Origin of the sequence: Geodermatophilus sp. CPCC 205761, from assembly GCF_051383655.1 — a bacterium.
Classification (GTDB): Bacteria; Actinomycetota; Actinomycetes; order Mycobacteriales; family Geodermatophilaceae; genus Geodermatophilus.
The window spans coordinates 25,449-39,764 of record NZ_JALPKQ010000001.1; the positions used below are offsets into that span (position 1 = coordinate 25,449).

Consider the following 14,316-nt stretch of genomic DNA (forward strand, 5'->3'; position numbering starts at 1 on the left):
GCGGCAACGGTGCCGCACCGGGGACGCCGTTCTCCCGGGAAGGAGACCCATGACGAGCGGCCTGCCGACCGGCGGCCCGCAGTTGGTCGACGTCCCGGCCGAGGACGGCGTCCTGCTCCAGGGCCTGCTGTACCCGCCGCCGGCCCGCCCGGCGGCGGCGCTGCTGCACGTGCACGGCAAGGGCGGCAACTTCTACTCCGGGCCGCCGCGCACCCTGCCGCCGCACATCGCGCCCGACCGGTTCGTCCACCTCGCGCTCAACCTGCGCTGCCACGACCTCGCCTACAGCCGGCTCGGCGACGCGCCCGGCATCGCCACCGGAGCCGAGGCCGCCGACGGGGGCATGTGGGAGCGGCTGGACGACGGCCCGATCGACATCCGCGCCGGCGTGGCCTGGCTGCGCGAGCGGACCGGCCTGCCGGTGGTCGTCGTCGGCCACTCCGCCGGTGGCTACTTCCTCGGGGACTGGGCTCCCGGCCCCGGCGAGGTGGCCGGCCGGGTGTTCCTCTCCCCGCTGACCTCCGTCCGCTTCCCCCTGTCGGCGTGGTTCGCCGACGACGCGGAGCTGGAGCGTGCGCGGGCGCACGCCGAGCGGCTCGTCGAGGCGGGGCAGGGGCACCTGCTGCTCCCGGTGCCGGCCTGGTACTTCGCCATCTCCGCGGCGTCGTTCCTCGAGCGCCTCGCCGAGCGCCCCGGCCGCTGGCTCGAGGGCGTCGAGGCCTCGGCGAGCCCGCTGCTGCTGGCCTGGGGCGGCGCGGAGACCCGGGCCGCCGCGTGGCGCGAGCTCTTCGACCGGATGACCGTCCCCGACCGGAGGTGCGTCGAGCTGCCCGGAGCCGGGCACGAGTACGGCGGCCACGAGGCCGCCCTCGCGCGGGAGATCACCCGATTCGTCGAGGCCCACGTCCGGCCCCGCCCCTGAGATCGCGACCGAGCCGGACCGTCGATACGGTAGCTCGGACGCGACGTCTCCGTCACCGGCTGTAGACCACGGCCGCGGGGAGTCGCACGCAGTGTCGACAGCACGGGGGAACGGAGGTGCTGGTGGACATCCCTGCGATGCGGGCGAGCTTCGCCAAGGCGGCCGCCGCCGGTGACGAGGCGCCCCTCTACTTCTACTCCCACCTGTTCCTGAGCCATCCCGAGGCGCGGAAGCTGTTCCCCGTCTCGATGGCCCACCAGCGCGACCGGCTGTTCCAGGCGCTCGGCGACGTCATGGAGTACGTCGACGACCTCGACCGGCTCGTGCCGATCCTCCAGGAGCTCGGGCGCGACCATCGCAAGTTCGGCACGGTCGCCGCGCACTACCCGGCGGTCGGCGCCAGCCTGATCGCGACGCTCCGGCACTTCGACGACCAGTGGAACCCCGCCCTCGAGCAGAGCTGGGCCGAGGCCTACGGCGTGGTGGCGCAGGTGATGATCGAGGCGGCGGAGGCGGGGGCGGACCAGCCCCCGTGGTGGGAGGCCGACGTGGTCACCCACGAGCGCCGCACGATCGACACGGCGGTCATGTGGCTGCGCCCCCGGCCGGAGTTCCCCTACCGGGCCGGGCAGTCGGTGTCGCTGGAGAGCGACGTCCGGCCGAAGCTGTGGCGCTACTACTCGCCGGCGAACGCCCCGCGCCCCGACGGGCTCATGGAGATCCACGTCCGGGCCTACGACGGCGGCCCGGTGAGCACCGCCCTCGTCCGCCGGGTCGGCCCCGGCGACGTGCTGCGCCTCGGCCCGCCGATGGGGCACATCGCCTTCGACGCGGACTCCGACCGCGACCTGCTGCTGGTCGCCGGCGGCACCGGCCTGGCGCCGCTGAAGGCCGTCGTCGACCACGTCGCCCGGTACGGTCCGGCGCGGCGGGTCGACCTGTACGTCGGCTCCCGCACCGAGGAGCGCATCTACGATCGGGTCGACCTGGAGCGGATGGCGGGGGAGCACCCCTGGCTGACCGTGACGTTCGCCGTCTCCGGGGACGACCTGTCGCCGCTGGAGCAGGGCGACGTCGGTGAGGTCGTCGTGCGGCACGGACCGTGGTCCAGCCGCGACGTGTACGTGGCGGGCCCGGCCGCGATGGTCGAGGACACGACGACGAGGCTGGTGAAGGACGGCGTCCGCCCGGAACGCATCCGCAGCGAGGTGTTCGCCCCGAGCCGGCTGGGACCCAGCCTTGACGGAGAGGTGACCGAATGACCGGCGACGAGTACGGGCAGGCGCGGGCGGGACGGCGGCTGACGCCGGGCGACGTCCGCAACGTGCAGTTCGCCCGCGCCACGATGCTGCGGCCCGGGTACAACGACGTCGAGGTCGACCGCTTCCTCGACCGCATGGCCGAGGAGCTGGCGCAGCTGCACGCCGAGAAGGCCGAGCTGCGCGACGAGGTGCACGTGTTGCGCGACCAGGTGGCCGGGGCGGCCGCGGTGGAGCCGCCCAGCGACCAGGCGGTGCGCATCCTCGCGACCGCCCAGCAGACGGCCGACGGCTACGTCGCCGAGGCCGAGGACTTCAGCCGGCAGATGACCGCCGACGCGCGGGCCCAGTACGAGGAGCAGTTGCGCCGGGCCAAGGAGAGCGCCGGCGAGATCATCCACGCGGCGCAGGAGGCCGCGGCGCGGATGGTCGCCGGCGGCGCGCCGCCGGTGCCGGCCGAGGGCGGCAGTGCCGGCGAGCGCACCACCCAGGAGCTCGAGGACCAGGTCGCCTACCTCAAGGCGTTCGCCCAGGCCTGCCGGGTGCAGCTGCGCGCCTACCTGGAGGCGCTGCTCACCGACGTCGAGAGCGAGTGGGGACGGGCCGACCCGGGGTCGTTGCCGCAGGTCCCGATCCGCGCGTCGTCGCACCGCCCCGAGGTCTCGCGCAACGTCGCCCGCGAGGTGCCGCTCGACGACAGCACCAGCGAGCGACCGGCGGTCACCCCGGGCGAGGGCGCCGAGGTCGCCACCCGCCGCCGGGGGAGCTGAGCCCGGGCCTCCGCCCTCAGGCGGACGGCGTCGGGCGCCCGGGTGCCGGCTCCGTCGGCCAGGGCAGGTCGACGCCGTCCCCCGGCGGCTCGCCGGGCTCGCTCGAGCGGGCCACGCCGACCGCCACGGCCAGCCACAGGACGCCGACCGAGGCGGCGATCGCCCACGCGACCACCGCCCACATCCACCAGTCCATGACCGTCTCCCCCTGAGCCGTGCGGTGCGGAGGACGACGGTCGCGCCGCCACCCCGCTCCGGCAACGCATGCCGGGCCGGGAGCACCCGGACGGGTGGCCCGGGTCACACGGGGTGACGCGGTGTCACCCGATCGGGCGACGCCGCAGGTCACGCTGAGCGACGTCCGGGCGGCCCCCATAGCGTCGATTTCATGATCGCCTCGATGCGCCGCCGCCGCAGCCTGCCGATCGTCCTCGCCGGTCTGGGGGTGGCGGCCGCGGTGGCCGGCTGCGCCGCCCGCGGGGAGGGTGAGGCGGCCGCTCCCGCGTCGGGCGAGCCCGCGTCGGCCGGCAGCTCGGCGGCCGCGGAGGAGGACGGCGGCAGCACCCAGGACGAGCTGGCCGCCGCGCTGCTCCCGGCGGAGGCGTTCGGGCCGGACGCCAACGTCGTCACCGTCGACGTGCGGCAGGTGAGCACGTCGGCCACGGGTCGGCTGCCGCCGGACGCGACGGTCACGCCGCCGGAGTGCGGGCAGAGCGTCGGTGCGACGCAGCTGACCCCGGAGGACTTCGGGGCGATCGTGGCCCAGTCGGCCACCGGCCCCGCCGACGTCACCGTCGAGGTGCTGGCCGAGAGCGACCAGCTCGACGGCGAGGCCGCGAGCTTCGACGAGCTGGTCGTGCAGTGCCCCCAGGTGATCGTCAGCGCGCCGGACGGCACCACCGCCACCATCGACTTCACCGACCTCGCGGTGCCGGACCTCGGTGACGCCAGCGACGGCGTCGCGTTCACCACCGCCGTCCGGGCGGCGGACGGAACCGGCCTGACCGTCCCGACGTTCCTGGCCGTGGCCCTCGACGGGCAGCGCATGGTGTACCTGCAGCGGACCGGGACCTCGTCGGCGCCCCTGGACGAGGCGGCCTTCGGCGAGCTGTTCGAGCAGGCCTTCGCGGCCCAGCAGGACGGCTGAGCTCAGCCGGACGCCGGCTGCTCGTCGGCCTCGGTCAGCTGCCACGGCCGGACGACGGTGACCAGGACGGCGATCGCCACGAGCAGCGCGCCGACGACGACCGTGCCCATCGCGGCGGCGTCGTTGCCCAGCACCCCCACCAGCGGGGCGACCGCGGCACCGACGCCGAACTGGACGGCACCCAGCAGCGCCGCGGCCGCGCCCGCCGCCTCGCCGTGCCGTGCCAGCGCGAGGGCCGGGGCGTTGGGCAGCGCCAGACCGCCGGCGAAGAGCACCGCCCACAGCGGCAGCACCACGCCGGCGAGACCGCCGGTGCCGGTGGCGGCCAGCACGAGCAGCACGGCGCCCGCGACCGTCCCGGTCAGCACGCCGGCGACCAGGATCTGCGCGGGTGACCAGCGGCGCAGCGCGACCGGGTTGAGCTGCGTGGCGGCGATCAGCCAGAACGCCCCCGCCCCGAACAGCAGGCCGAACTGCTGCTCGTCGAGGCCGAACTCCCGCTGGAAGACGAACGAGGAGCCGGACACGTAGCTGAACAGCCCGGCCATCGTCAGCCCGGCGACCAGCACGAGCCCGACGTACGTGCGGTCCCGCAGCAGACCCCGGTAGGTCCGCAGCGTGCCGCGCACGCCGTCGCTGCTCCGCCGCTCGACGGGCAGCGTCTCGCGCAGCACGAACGCCCCGACGGCGAGCATCAGCAGCGCGTAGCCGGCCAGCAGCACGAAGATGCCGCGCCAGGAGGTGAACCGCAGGACCTCCCCGCCGATCGTCGGGGCCAGCACCGGAGCTGCCCCGAGCACGAGGAACAGCCGGGAGATCATCGTGGCCGCGGCCCGCCCGGTGAGCAGGTCGCGGACGACGGCCATCGCGATCACCGCGCCGGCCGCGCTCCCCATCCCCTGCAGCACCCGCAGCGCGCCGAGCACGCCCACGTTCGGCGCGACCAGCACCAGCAGCGAGGCCAGGACGTACAGCGCGGTCCCGGCCAGCAGCGGGCGGCGCCGGCCCAGCGCGTCCGACAGTGGCCCGAGCACCAGCTGGCCCAGCGCCAGGCCGACCAGCGTGCCGGTGAGCGTGAGCTGGATCGTCGCCGACGTCGCCCCCAGGTCGGCGGTGATCGTCGGCAGTGCCGGCAGGTACATGTCGATGGTGAGCGGCCCGATGGCGACGAAGGCGCCCAGGACCAGCGTGAACAGCGCCCGCCGGCGGCCGTCCAGGGGAGGGGCGACGGCGGGCGGGCGGACCGGAGAGGTGGTGGTGGCGGTCACGGGGTCCCCCGGCTCGAGACGGTGTCGGATGAGGCCCTCGTCGGCCACGTACGTGCAGGCGAAGTCCGCAGGTGGGTCGTTCATTCCGCCCGGCAGGGTGGTCGGGGTGTCGGTCGGGCCACATCCGGGCCGGGCTCCGCGGCGGACGGGGGGATGCCGGACCGCGCGGTGCGCGACGATGGGCCGCCACCTGCGTCCGACCACGAGGAGACCGACGTGACGATGCCCCCGGGAGCGCAGCACCAGGCCGCGATGGTGGTGCCGATGTTCTTCATCAAGCAGCGGATCACCGTCATGGTCAACCGCTACGAGGTGATCGCGGCCAACCCCGACGGCTCGGAGGCCGACCTGCTCGCCTTCGCCGAGCAGAAGCGGATGAAGCTCAAGGAGGAGGTGGTCTTCTGGGCCGACACCGCGAAGACCCGCCAGGTCTTCTCCTTCAAGGCCCGGCAGCGGCTCGACGTCCACGCCGAGCACGACGTCTTCGACGAGTACGGGCAGCCGCTGGGCACGTTCAGCAAGCAGTTCGGCATGAGCCTGCTGCGCTCGACCTGGAACCTGGACGCCCCGGGGATCTCCGCCGTCGGCCGCGAACGGCGTCCGGCCATCGCCGTCCTGCGCCGGATCTGGGACTTCCTGCCCTTCGTCGGTGACATCTGGGTGCCCTTCGTCTTCCACTTCGACTTCGTCGACACCGCCACCGGCGCGACCGTGCTGGTCAGCGAGCGGCAGAAGGCGATCCGCGACCGCTACACCGTCACCGTCCCGGATCCCCGCCTGGACTTCCGCGTCGCGGCGTCGATGGCCGTGGCCCTGGACGCGCTGCAGAGCCGGTGACCGAAAGCCGCGCGGACAGTTGACCGTGTGATGGCCGTCACCTAGGTTCCGCTTCGGACAACTCGTCCGGAAACCGCACCTGCGTTCGGATGCCGCACGTTCGTCGTCCCGCCGGCGCGCCCGCACCACTGGAGGACCGTTGCGCACTTCGACCAGGGCCCGTGCCACCTCACTCGCCGCCGCGCTCGCGCTGCTGCTCAGCGCCTGTGGCGGGGACTCCGGCGAGGAGGGCGGCGGAGGTGGGGACGGCGGCGCCGAGGCGACCGGTACCCAGACGGTGCAGGTCGGGATCATCCCGGTGAGCGACGTCGCGATCCTCCACCTCGGCCAGGACCAGGGCTTCTTCGCCGAGCGCGGGATCGAGCTGGAGTTCAACCTCGGCCAGGGCGGCGCAGCGCTCGTGCCGGCCGTCGTCACCGGCGAGTACGCCTTCGGGTTCAGCGGGATCGTCTCGATCCTGCAGGCCCGCGAGCAGGGCCTCCCGGTCACCGCGATCGCGCCGACGTCCTGGAGCAACGGGCAGGAGGGCCAGCACATCAACGCCCTCATGGCCAGCGACCCGGCGATCCAGGACGCCGGGGACCTCGAGGGCCGGACGGTCGCGCTCAACATCCTCAACAGCCAGGTCGAGACCCTCGCCCGCAACTCGATCGAGGTCGCCGGCGGCAACCCCGACAACGTCAACTTCGTCGAGATGTCGCTGCCCGACGCGGTCACCGCGCTCGGCAGCGGCCAGATCCAGTCCTTCGTGTGCGGCGAGCCGTTCTGCACGCTGGCCATGGACGGCGGCGCCCGGGTCATCGCCGACAACTGGCTGGACCTCGTGCCCGACGGGATCGGCCTCTCCGGCGTCTACTTCTCGACCACCGACCAGATCGAGGCCGACCCGGAGCTGTTCGAGGGCATCCAGGCCGCGATCCTGGAGTCGCTGGACTACGCGGCCGCGAACCCCGACCAGTGGCGCGCGCAGATCCCCGAGTACACCGAGATCGACCCGGGACTGGTGGGGCGGCTGACCATGCCGCTGTTCAAGTCCGAGCTGGAGCCCGAGGAGTACGAGGCCGCGCCGCAGAAGGCGCTCGAGTACGGCATCCTCGACGAGGACGTGCCCTCGGTCGAGGAGTTCTTCTGGCAGCCGGAGAACTGACCGGTACTTGACGATTGCAGTTCCGGGGGCGCGACGGGTGCCGCAACGGGGGGATTCGCCCTAGATTGCGCGCCAGCGGGGGCGGTCGTGAGCAGACCCGTCGAGCGCGGGCCCGGCCGCACCCGCGGGGTGGGCAGAGACGATGCTCGACGCGACCGACCGCAGGACCGCGGGACGCCGATGGGCCGCGGGCTGCGGCGCGGTCGTGCTGCTCGCGGCGTGCACCTCGTCCCCGGAGGAGCGGGCCGAGCAGGCCGGTCCCGCCGCCGACTGCAGCACGGTGGAGCGGGCCGCGCCCGCCCCGGACCGGCCGGTGGTCACCCTGGACTTCCGGCTGGACGACGACCGGCGCACCGTGACAGGGACCGAGACCGTCGTCTTCACCCCCGACCTGGCGGTCGAGGAGATGTGGTTCCGGCTCATCCCCAACGCGCCGCAGTCGGCGGGCCACGAGTTGCGGGTCGACGCGGCGCGCGGGGACGACGTGGCCGGCGGCCGGCACGTCGCCGCCGAGGCCGCGCCCGGCACCCCCGGCGGGCTCTACCGGGTCGACCTGCGGTCGCCGGTCGCAGCCGGGGAGACCGTCGAGATCGAGCTGGACTTCACCCTGCGGCTGACCACCGGGCGCACCCCGGCCGGCTTCGACCGGCTCGGCTCCCGCGACGACGTCACCTGGTGGGCCGGCGGCTATCCCGTCCTGACCTGGGAGCCCGGGCACGGCTGGGCGGAGGACCCGTTCAGCGAGATCAGCGGGGAGACGACCGCGACCGCGGTGGCCGACACGACGATCACCGTGTCGGCACCCGAGGAGCTCACCGTGCTCATGACCGGCGACCAGGAACCCCCGCAACCGGCCCCGGGCGGCCGCCGGGTGTGGGAGTCGCACGAGCCCGTCGCGCGGGACGTCAACGTGACGGCCGGTGAGTTCGAGACCGCCGAGGTGCAGGCGGGTGACACGACGGTCACCGCGGGCGTGCTGCCGGGGGCGGACGACTCCGCGGAGGATCTGGCCGAGGACACCGCCGCGGCGATCGCCCTGCTGGAGGAGCGCTTCGGCCCGTTCCCGTACCCGACCCTCACCGTGCCGCTGGTGGCGGACGACGGCGGCGGCGAGGAGTACGGCTCGTCGATCCTGCTGGGCAGCGACGGCTTCGGCCTGGTCCTCCACGAGGTCGCCCACATGTGGTTCTACGGGCTGGTCGGCAACTCCCAGTTCCGCGACCCATGGCTGGACGAGGCGTTCGCGTCCTTCGCCGAGTCCGTCGCCGACGACGGCCACGACGGCCACGACGGGGACGACCTGGACCGGGGCGGTCCGGTGGCCGGCACGATGGCCGAGTTCAGCGACCAGGACGACTACGAGAACCGCGTGTACTCCAAGGGCTCGGCGGCGCTGCACGCGGCCCGGGAGGCGGCCGGCGAAGAGGCCTTCGACGAGGCGATCCGCTGCTACGTCGAGACCCAGGCGTGGACGATCGCCCGCCCCGAGGACGTCGCCCGCGCCCTGGCCGACCTCGAGCCGGCCATCGACGTGCTCGTCGAGGCCGGCGCGCTCGACCGGCAGGACGTCGAGGCCGCCGCCGAGTGACCGGTCTTCCGCCTGACCGAACGCGCGGTGACGGCGGGGGCCCGGCGTGCCCAGACTCGGGGGCCGGATCCCGAGAGAGGCCGACGACGATGACGCTGACCCCCGCACCCGACCAGGGCACCGCGGTCCAGGCCGAGCTCAGCTACCTCGCCGAGGGGTCGACCGTGCTGCGCCGGTTCACCGCCCCCGGCCACAGCGTGAACACCGGGCGGTACGAGACGCACGTCGTCCCGATCCGTAACGGCCGTCCGGTGCAGGACCGCTTCACGGTCGCGGAGAACGGCTTCCGCATCGCCCGGCACGAGAGCGCGGTCCGGGACTTCACCGACAAGCCCGAGGTGGACGACGTGTACGTCCCCGAGGTGCTCGACTTCGTGAAGGAGCAGCTCGGCGCGGACCGGGTGGTCTCCCGCGGCTGGGTGTTGCGCCGGTCGGCCGCCCCCGGGGAGAACGCCTCCCAGCCGCAGGCCGGCCTGGTGCACATCGACTACGCGCCCGAGGGGGCCGCCGAGATGGCGGCCGCGGTCTACGCCGAGCACTGCCCCGACGGCCCGGGCTTCCGGCGGGCCGTGGCGACGAGCACCTGGCGGGTCTTCAGCCCGCCGCCCCAGGACTGGCCGCTGGCCCTCTGCGACTTCCGCAGCGTCGCGCCCGGGGACGGCCTGCCCAACACCCTCTACTTCGTCGACCGCGTCCCCGACGACCCGTTCGGCCCGGTTGACGGGCTGACGCGGGTCACCAGCGGTTCGGAGTTCCACCACGACCCGGCGCACGAGTGGTGGTACTTCCCGGACATGACCCGCGACGAGGTGCTCTTCTTCGTCTTCCACGACTCCGACCACGAGCGTGCCTGGCGGGTGCCGCACTCGGCGTTCCGGGACCCGACCGCGCAGGCCACCGTCCCGCGGCACAGCATCGAGGTCCGCACCTTCGCCTTCTTCGAGTAGACGGCTCAGGTCGCGACCGGCACCGGCGCCGACAGGTCCAGCGGCGGGGTGTGCGGGTAGCGGACGGTGAACCGGCCCGCCTCCCGGTCCGCCCCCCGGTGGCCGCTGTACGCCGGGGCCGGCCCCACCGGGCGCCCCGCCGGGAGCACACTGCGGTGGTCCAGGTAGTCGAAGACCGCCAGCGGCCGCGGCGCGATCCCCAGCCCGCGCAGGGAGTCGGCCACCGGGTGGTCGCCCAGCCGCAGCTCGCCGGCGTCGGCCCCGAACGCCACCCGCAGCCGCCCGGCCATCGGCACGACCGTCTCCAGCAGCTGCCCGCCCAGCGTCGTGTACATCGCCGCCGGACGGCGGTCGGTCACCACCGGCCCGCGGCCGCGCACGGCCAGCTCGAGCACCGTCGTCCCGCCCTCGGCGAGGGTGACCCGGCGGACCGGCCGCTCCTCGGCGAAGTCCATGTCCGCGACGAACTTGGGAAAGCCCCACAGGGCGGCCCCGGCGTCCCGCGCCTCCCGTGTCGTCACCGGGAGGTGCAGCACGAACATCGACAACCGGCGCCGCAGCACCGGCAGCAGCCGTGGCGCCGGCCCACGGGTGACCACGACGCCGACCGACACCTCCCCGTACGGGGCCAGCAGGCCGGCGGGGCTGTCGGCGGTCGTCACCGCGCGGTAGCGGAAGGCGGCCACCGAGACCAGGGCGCGGCCGTCGGTCCAGCGGGCCGGCCGCAGGTCGCTCGCCGGCAGCGCGGCCGCGACGGCGTCGTAGGACGCCGGGTGCACCGCCGCGAAGCAGGAGGAGTCGGAGTAGCGCAGCGGCAACCGCAGTGAGCGGTCCCCGACGCGCACCTGCGGCGTCGGCCCGTCCCAGTCGTCGGGCTCGTCCCGGTGGGTCACGGCGACCTCCCTCGCGCGGCTGCCCCCAGGCTCCCGCGGCCGGGGTGCCGCGGTCGAGGGGGCTACGCCCGCGTCGGGGCTGCGGCGACGCCGGCGGCCACCTGCACCAGCCGGCCGTCCTGTCGCAGCGGCGCCGACACGGGGGCCGCCCGGCTGGAACCCGGGACGACCGGCACTCACCCGTCAGGGGGGAACCGGGTGAACAGTCCGCCGAGGATGGGTGACGTCGCTCGAGGGAGCCCCCGCGGCGGCCGATCGTGGGGACGTGGACGTCTCCGGCGCTCTCCTGCTGCTCCTCGCCGCCGCCACCGCCGCGGCGGCCGGTCTCCTCATGACCGGCGGCTCGACCCGCGAGCGGTCGGCGACGGCGGGGCTGGTCGTCGCCTGGGTCGCGGTGGCCGCCGCGGCCACGGGGGCGGCGTCGCTCAGCTCCGGAGCGGTCTCGGTGCGCGGGCTCGCTCCGTTCGGGCTCGCCGTGATGGCCGTCGTCCTGCCCCTGGCCGCAGCGGCCGCGTGGGGGCGTGCCCGGCCGCACGCCCAGGGACGGCGGGTCCGCGCCCCGGGGCACTGACGACCCGCCACGTGCCCCTTCCGGGGGGAGCCGGCCGGTCCGGGCGACGGCTGGGGTTGAGGGCCGCCGCGGGGCGGCCGATGCCTTGGACGTGGTCGAGGAGCACCGCGCCCGACGGCGGGCCCGCACCCGGCAGATGACCGACCGGTCGCTGCGGTGGGTGCGGATCGCCGCTGCCCTTCTCGGGATCACCTACGTCGCCTCGGTGGTGGCCCTGGCGCTCGGCGCCACCGGTCCGCTGGCCGTGCTGGCCGGCAGCGGCAAGCTGCTGTTCCTCGCGGGCGTGGCCGTGCTGCTGGCCAGCCGCGCGGTGGTCCGGACCGCCGATCGCGCCGCCTGGCTGTGCTTCGCCGGCGCGGTCGCCTCCTATCTGGCCGGTTCCCTCCTGCACGAGGTGCTCTACGCCGACCGGGCGGCGGTGCCGCGCCCGTCGTGGGCCGACCTCGGTTGGATGGGCCTCTACCCGCTGGCCTACGCGGGGCTGTTCCTCCTGCTGCGCGCGCGGATCCGCCGGCTCACCTCGAGCATGTGGCTCGACGGCGTGGTCAGCGGGCTCACCGCGGCCGCCGTCGGCTCCGCGCTCGCCCTCGGCGCGCTGCTGCGCGCGGCCGACGGCCCCGCCGGCGCGGTCGTCACCGCGGCCGCCTACCCGGTGGCCGACCTGCTCCTGCTGGTGCTCATCGGCGGCGCGCTCACCGTCATCGGCCGTGGCGCCGGCGGGGTGTGGTGGTGGGTGGCCGGGGGGATGGTGCTGTTCGTCGTCACCGACACCGTGTACGCCTTCCAGGTCGTCCACGAGACCTTCGTCCCGGGCGGCGTCCTGGACGTCGGCTGGGGCCTGGCCTTCGCCTGCTTCGGCCTGGCCGCCTGCCAGCGTCCCCGCGCCGGCGGGACCAGCCGGCTGGAGGGCCTCGGCGCGCTCGCCGTCCCGGTGGTCTGCGCGCTGACCGCGCTGCTGCTGCTGTTCGCCGGCTACCTCGACGACGACGACGACCCGCTGGCCGGCTTCCTCGCCCTCGTCGCCGTGCTGGCCGCGCTGGCCCGCACCGCCCTGACCTTCCGCGACGTCCGGGCGCTGGCCGACAGTCGCCGGCAGGCGCGCACCGACGACCTCACCGGACTGCCCAACCGGCGGCACGTGTTCGAGGCGCTCGCGGCCGCCGACGTCGAGCTGGCGCGCGGTGGCTCGACCGCGGTGCTGGTCATCGACCTCGACCGGTTCAAGGAGATCAACGACTCGCTGGGGCACGACGTCGGGGACGCGCTGCTCCGGCAGGTGGCTCCGCGGCTGGTGGCGCAGCTGCGCGACGGGGACCTGCTGGCCCGCCTCGGCGGCGACGAGTTCGTCGTCCTCACCGCCGGTCTGGACGAGACCGCCGCGCTCGCCCTCGCCGAGCGGCTGTGCGCGGCCCTGCAGCGGCCGTTCCGGCTCTCCGGGATGGCGCTGAGCGTCGACGCCAGCATCGGCATCGCGCTCGGGCCGCAGCACTCCCGGTCGGCCGAGGAGCTGCTGCAGATGGCCGACCTGGCCATGTACTGCGCCAAGGCCGGCCGCCGGGGCGCCGCCGTGTACGACGAGGCGCGGGACGGCTCGGGCCGGCACCGGATCGAGGCGGTCGAGCAGCTGCGCGCGGCCATCGGCGGCGGACAGCTGGTGCTGCACCACCAGCCCAAGCTGACGCTGGCCACCGGCCGCGTCGAGGGGGTCGAGGCGCTGGTCCGCTGGCAGCACCCCACCCGCGGGCTGCTGTGCCCGGACGCCTTCATCGAGCTCGCCGAGTCCGCCGGGCTCATGTCGGCCCTGACGAGGGCGGTCGTCGACCTGGCCCTGGCCCAGCGCAGGGCGTGGGCCGACGCGGGCCGGGAGCTGACGGTGGCGGTGAACGTCAGCCCGTCCGACCTGGTCGACGAGCGCTTCCCCGACGAGGTGGCCGAGCTGCTGGCACACCACGGGGTGCCGGCGCCGGCGCTGACCCTCGAGGTGACCGAGAGCCTGCTCATGGAGGACCGCGAGCGCGCCGTCCGCGTGCTGGCCCGGCTGCGCGCCTCGGGCATCGGCGTCGCCATCGACGACTACGGCACCGGCTACTCGAGCCTGGCCTACCTGGCGGCGCTCCCGGTGACCGAGCTCAAGCTGGACCGGACGTTCGTCGGCGCGCTCACCGGCAGCCCCCGGTCGGCCGCGATCGTCACCTCCACCCTGCAGCTGGCCCACGCGCTCGACCTGACGCTGGTCGCCGAGGGGGCGGAGGACCAGAAGACCGTCGACGCGCTGGCCGCCCTCGGCTGCGACGTCGTCCAGGGCTACCACCTGAGCCGCCCGCTGCCGGCCGACCGGCTGACGGAGTGGATGGCCGACCGGGAGACCGCCGCCGACCTCGTGGGGTGAGCTCAGCCCGGGATCGGGAACACCAGCAGGGAGCTGGACGCCGTCGCCACGGTCGTGCCCGCGGCGTCGCGCACCTCGCCCTCGGCGAAGGCGACCCGCCGGCCCGGCTTCACCACCGTGCCGATCGCGGTGAGCGGCCCGCTGCCGGCGTGCACCGCCCGCAGGTAGCTCACCTTGAGCTCGATCGAGGTGTACGCCAGCCCGCGGGGGAGCGTGGAGTGCACCGCGCAGCCGGCCACGGTGTCGAGCAGCGTGCAGACCAGCCCGCCGTGGACGACACCGATCGGGTTGTAGACCGACTCGTCGACCGCGCAGCTGAACTCCACCCTGCCCTCCTCGACCGCGATCAGGTCCATCTGCATCAGCGGCACGATCGGCGGGGGCGGGAGGACGCCGTCACGCAGCGCCTGCAGCGTCTCCAGCCCGGAGCGCTCCAGCCCGCCGGCGGCGGCGATCATCGGGTCGTACCAGGTCACGGTGCGGGAGCGGGGCTCGCCCCACTCGGCCGGCGCGGTCGGGACGTCGGTCTGCTCGGTCGTCACCCGGCTAGGTTCGCACACCGAACTCAGCAGCGTCCA

General features: G+C 74.9%; 14 protein-coding genes. 10 read left to right on the forward strand and 4 right to left on the reverse strand.

The features are described from left to right. Positions 1-49: 49 nt before the first annotated feature. From MY526_RS00140 to MY526_RS00150, 3 genes are all read left to right on the forward strand, one after another. Positions 50-922: an alpha/beta hydrolase gene (locus MY526_RS00140; RefSeq protein ID WP_436689730.1), complete on the forward strand. Its 873-nt coding sequence runs from the start codon at positions 50-52 to the stop codon at positions 920-922. Between the two features lie 122 nt (positions 923-1,044). Then, positions 1,045-2,184 carry a globin domain-containing protein gene (locus tag MY526_RS00145; protein ID WP_436689732.1) on the forward strand — a complete coding sequence of 380 codons (1,140 nt, stop codon included), beginning with the start codon at positions 1,045-1,047 and terminating at the stop codon, positions 2,182-2,184. Further along, the gene (locus tag MY526_RS00150; protein WP_436689734.1) at positions 2,181-2,951 is read left to right on the forward strand and encodes a DivIVA domain-containing protein; all 771 of its coding nucleotides are present in this window, start codon (positions 2,181-2,183) and stop codon (positions 2,949-2,951) included. The genes MY526_RS00145 and MY526_RS00150 overlap by 4 nt, the downstream gene beginning before the upstream one ends. Before the next feature lie 16 nt (positions 2,952-2,967). Here the strand turns inward: MY526_RS00150 and MY526_RS00155 are convergent, their stop codons facing one another. Next, entirely contained in the window at positions 2,968-3,147 is a 180-nt protein-coding gene (locus MY526_RS00155; protein ID WP_436689736.1) for a hypothetical protein, read from the reverse strand. 192 nt (positions 3,148-3,339) lie between these two features. Between MY526_RS00155 and MY526_RS00160 the strand changes: the two genes are divergently transcribed. Continuing rightward, complete coding sequence (locus MY526_RS00160) at positions 3,340-4,098, forward strand: hypothetical protein (RefSeq protein ID WP_436702916.1); 759 nt, start codon at positions 3,340-3,342, stop codon at positions 4,096-4,098. 2 nt (positions 4,099-4,100) lie between these two features. On the opposite strand, the gene MY526_RS00165 is transcribed toward MY526_RS00160, so the two are convergent. Continuing rightward, a complete protein-coding gene (locus tag MY526_RS00165; RefSeq protein WP_436689740.1) occupies positions 4,101-5,450 on the reverse strand; it encodes a multidrug effflux MFS transporter in 1,350 nt (449 codons plus the stop codon). 138 nt (positions 5,451-5,588) lie between these two features. Between MY526_RS00165 and MY526_RS00170 the strand changes: the two genes are divergently transcribed. The 4 genes from MY526_RS00170 (at position 5,589) to MY526_RS00185 (ending at position 9,885) form a co-directional block, all read left to right on the forward strand. Next, complete coding sequence (locus MY526_RS00170) at positions 5,589-6,203, forward strand: hypothetical protein (protein ID WP_436690004.1); 615 nt, start codon at positions 5,589-5,591, stop codon at positions 6,201-6,203. 139 nt (positions 6,204-6,342) lie between these two features. Further along, positions 6,343-7,350 (forward strand): ABC transporter substrate-binding protein, encoded by a 1,008-nt coding sequence (locus MY526_RS00175; RefSeq protein WP_436689742.1) that lies wholly within the window; start codon positions 6,343-6,345, stop codon positions 7,348-7,350. A 142-nt stretch (positions 7,351-7,492) separates the two neighbouring features. Beyond that, complete coding sequence (locus MY526_RS00180) at positions 7,493-8,938, forward strand: M1 family aminopeptidase (RefSeq protein ID WP_436689744.1); 1,446 nt, start codon at positions 7,493-7,495, stop codon at positions 8,936-8,938. Positions 8,939-9,027: 89 nt separating this feature from the next. Beyond that, a complete protein-coding gene (locus MY526_RS00185; RefSeq protein ID WP_436689746.1) occupies positions 9,028-9,885 on the forward strand; it encodes a CmcJ/NvfI family oxidoreductase in 858 nt (285 codons plus the stop codon). A gap of 5 nt (positions 9,886-9,890) precedes the next feature. Here MY526_RS00185 and MY526_RS00190 read toward each other — a convergent pair whose 3' ends face one another. Continuing rightward, positions 9,891-10,778: an acetoacetate decarboxylase family protein gene (locus MY526_RS00190; protein ID WP_436689748.1), complete on the reverse strand. Its 888-nt coding sequence runs from the start codon at positions 10,776-10,778 to the stop codon at positions 9,891-9,893. 220 nt (positions 10,779-10,998) lie between these two features. On the opposite strand from MY526_RS00190, the gene MY526_RS00195 reads away from it, so the two are divergent. Next, positions 10,999-11,349 carry a hypothetical protein gene (locus tag MY526_RS00195; protein WP_436702918.1) on the forward strand — a complete coding sequence of 117 codons (351 nt, stop codon included), beginning with the start codon at positions 10,999-11,001 and terminating at the stop codon, positions 11,347-11,349. A gap of 91 nt (positions 11,350-11,440) precedes the next feature. Continuing rightward, positions 11,441-13,738, forward strand: coding sequence for a putative bifunctional diguanylate cyclase/phosphodiesterase (locus MY526_RS00200; RefSeq protein WP_436702920.1), 2,298 nt, complete (start codon positions 11,441-11,443; stop codon positions 13,736-13,738). Between the two features lie 2 nt (positions 13,739-13,740). On the opposite strand, the gene MY526_RS00205 is transcribed toward MY526_RS00200, so the two are convergent. Continuing rightward, positions 13,741-14,280, reverse strand: a complete 540-nt coding sequence (locus MY526_RS00205) for a PaaI family thioesterase (protein ID WP_436689753.1) — start codon at positions 14,278-14,280, stop codon at positions 13,741-13,743. Positions 14,281-14,316: the final 36 nt, after the last annotated feature.